4 protein-coding genes are annotated in these 2,906 nt (G+C 66.5%); all 4 read left to right on the plus strand.

Translation table 11 applies throughout. The features are described 5' to 3' along the window. A partial coding sequence (locus AB6807_RS39270; RefSeq protein ID WP_371088796.1) for an IS66 family insertion sequence element accessory protein TnpB occupies nucleotides 1-303 on the plus strand: 303 nt, incomplete at its 5' end. Continuing rightward, complete coding sequence (tnpB, locus tag AB6807_RS39275) at nucleotides 300-647, plus strand: IS66 family insertion sequence element accessory protein TnpB (RefSeq protein WP_116914203.1); 348 nt, start codon at nucleotides 300-302, stop codon at nucleotides 645-647. The genes AB6807_RS39270 and tnpB, both read left to right, overlap by 4 nt. A gap of 84 nt (nucleotides 648-731) precedes the next feature. Continuing rightward, the gene (locus AB6807_RS39280; RefSeq protein ID WP_371088798.1) at nucleotides 732-2,312 is read left to right on the plus strand and encodes an IS66 family transposase; all 1,581 of its coding nucleotides are present in this window, start codon (nucleotides 732-734) and stop codon (nucleotides 2,310-2,312) included. A gap of 56 nt (nucleotides 2,313-2,368) precedes the next feature. Then, the gene (locus AB6807_RS39285) at nucleotides 2,369-2,866 is read left to right on the plus strand and encodes a hypothetical protein (RefSeq protein ID WP_371088797.1); all 498 of its coding nucleotides are present in this window, start codon (nucleotides 2,369-2,371) and stop codon (nucleotides 2,864-2,866) included. Nucleotides 2,867-2,906: the final 40 nt, after the last annotated feature.

Genomic DNA, 2,906 nt, shown 5'->3' on the forward strand with positions numbered 1-2,906 from the left:
TCCGTGTCGGCAATCGCGCTGCACGGCGGCGTCAACGCCAACATGCTGTTCAAGTGGCGCAGGGAGCATCTTCGGGCTGCTGGCGGCGCGTCGGCGGCTGTACTGTTGCCGGTGACTGTCGCGCCGGCGGCCGAGGTCATGACGGTTCCCGCGTCAGGCGAGCATGCTGTGGCGCCACCGAGGTCGGCTCTGCGCAGCGGCGTTATTGAGTTGGAGTTCGCCGGCGCCCAGTTGCGCTTGCGCGGGCCGGTCGACGAAGACAGCCTGCGCCGTGTCCTGCGCGCGCTGCGCCAGAGCGAATGATCGGCCCGCGCGCTGGCACTCGGGTGTGGCTGGCCGCCGGTGTGACGGACATGCGCTGCGGCATGGACACGCTGGCGGCGAAGGTACAGACCGCGCTGAGCGAGGACCCGTACGGCGGTCATGTCTTCGTCTTCCGCGGTCGCCGAGGCGATCTCGTCAAGCTGCTGTGGAGTGACGGCGATGGCATGTGCCTGCTGGCCAAGCGGTTGGAGCGTGGCCGCTTCATCTGGCCGCAGGCAGAAACGGGCTCGATCTCGCTGAGCGCTGCACAGCTGTCGATGCTGCTCGAAGGCATCGACTGGCGACGGCCCGAGCGTACCTGGCAGCCGCGCGCGGCAGCATAGGCGGCCTTCTGCAGTTGACAGGGCAACTCCCGCTGTGGAAATGGGTGACGACAGGCACAGTCGCACCCCATGACCTTCGAGGAACTGCTGGTTGCCAACGCCGCTCTTAGCGGCGAGGTACAGCGCTCGCAAGAGGCATTGAAGATTGCACTGCTGACCGTCGAGAAGCTCAAGGTCGAGGTGGCGTACCTGCGGCGCATGAAGTACGGGCGCTCCAGCGAACAGCTCGAGCACGCGCAGCTTGAGCTCGTGGGCGGTCAACTCGCGCAGCCGGCGGTGCCCGCTGAAGGCGCCGATCATCCCTCCAACGTCACGTCCATCGAGCAGGCTCGCAAGAAGCGGCAGAAGCGACAGCGCACCGGTGTACGGGACTTGCCGGATCACCTGCCACGGCGCACTGTGGTGCACACTCCGCAAAGCGGTTGCAACTGCGAAGCCTGTGGCCGCGGCCTTCGCGAGATCGGACAGGACGTCTCGGAGATACTCGACTACGAGCCGGGCACCTTCCACGTCGTGCGCCACGTTCGCCCCAAGCTCGCTTGCGCGGCCTGCAGCACGATCATGCAGGCACCGGCGCCGAGTCGGCCGATCGACCGCTGCATGGCCGGCACCGGCCTGCTCACGCATGTGCTGGTGAGCAAGTACTGCGACCACACGCCCCTGTACCGGCTGTGCCAGATCTACAGCCGTGAAGGCGTCGAACTGCAGCGCTCGACCCTGGCGGACTGGGTAGCGCAGGCGGCACGCCTGCTGAGCCCGCTGGCCGAAGCGATCGGCCGCTACGTGGTGGCGGCCGATAAGGTCCACGGCGACGACACGCCGATCCGCGTGCTCGGCGGTGCGGGCGCCAAGGCCCGCACCGGGCGCCTGTGGGTGTACGTGAGGGATGACCGCCCCAGCGGCGACACAGCGCCGCCGGCGGTGTGGTTCCAATACTCGGTGAACCGCAAGGGCGAACACCCCGTTCGTCACCTAAGGCACTTCAAGGGAATCCTGCAAGCGGATGCCTTCGCTGGCTACCACCCGCTGTACGAAGACGGCCGTGTGGTCGAGGCGGCTTGCTGGAGCCATGCACGCCGCAAGGTGTGGGACATCCACGAGCGTCAGCACAAGCTGGCCGGAACGCTGGCGCACCAGGCGTTACAGCGCATCGGCAAGGTGTTCGGCGTCGAGGCCGACATCCGCGGCAAGACGCCGGATGAGCGAATGCGGGTTCGCCAGGAGCACACTGGTCCCATGCTGGATGAATTGAGGGAGTGGTTCAACACAACGCTAGCGCAGGTCTCGGCAAAGTCGCCGATGGCGCTGGCGATCGGGTACTCGCTGAGCAACTGGACGGCGCTGACGCGCTTCGTTGACGACGGCCGCATCGAGGCGCACAACAACGCTGCCGAGCGCGCGCTGCGCGGCGTCGCTATCGGACGCAAGAACTACCTGCACCTCGGCTCCGACGCCGGCGGCAGCAGCGCTGCAGTGATCTACACGCTGATCGGCTGCGCCAAGCTCAACGGAATTGACCCACAGGCCTACCTGCGACACGTGCTCGAGCGCATTGCTGACCACCCGAGCAACCGCATCGACGAGCTACTGCCGTGGGCCGTCGCCAGTGAGCTCGTCAAGGCTACGCCCACGACATCAGCGACGGCAGACAAGCTCGCGGCCTGAGCGTTGCCGCTGGCAAAATTGCCGACATGCGTGTCGAGCAGATCAAAGACCTTCCCATGGCCACCAGCGCCGAGCTGTACCAGCTCAGCTGGGTCATCGAGCAACTCATGGCCGACCCCCGACGCATCGTGCAAGCGCGCTCGCAGCTGCACATGGGCCAACTGGTGCAGTACTGGGACTGGGGCACTGGCAACCTGCGCAGGGCCCGCATCGTGGCCATGAAAGACCGCCAAGCCACGCTGGTCGACGAGCAGAGCAAAGAGCGCCTGAACGTGCTGTATGCGGCCATCGTGCCGGCGGAGGAACAGCCGAATGCTTCGAATGCCAGATCAGCTTCAGCGGCGCCTGCGGCGCCGCTGAGGCCGCCGCCGGAGATCAACAGGAAGGAGGACTTCCGTGTCGGCCAGCGCGTCAGCTTCGTCGACCAAAGCCTCAAACGTCAGGTCGGAGAGATCAAGCGCCTCAACCAGCGCACAGCCACCGTTCACTGCGACGGCCGGGCCTGGCGCGTGGGCTTCGGCCTGCTCCAGCACGTGGCCGACATCACGCCATAAAGCACCCGGCCGTCAACGACGGCCTTGAGCGGACTATTAC

Source organism: Variovorax sp. RCC_210, assembly GCF_041355175.1.
Taxonomy (GTDB): Bacteria; Pseudomonadota; Gammaproteobacteria; order Burkholderiales; family Burkholderiaceae_C; genus Variovorax.

Excerpts from the sequence above, each read along its gene's own strand:
- tnpB (WP_116914203.1), top strand. The coding sequence starts at position 300 with ATGATCGGCCCGCGCGCTGGCACTCGGGTGTGGCTGGCCGCCGGTGTG.
- AB6807_RS39285 (WP_371088797.1), top strand. The coding sequence starts at position 2,369 with ATGGCCACCAGCGCCGAGCTGTACCAGCTCAGCTGGGTCATCGAGCAA.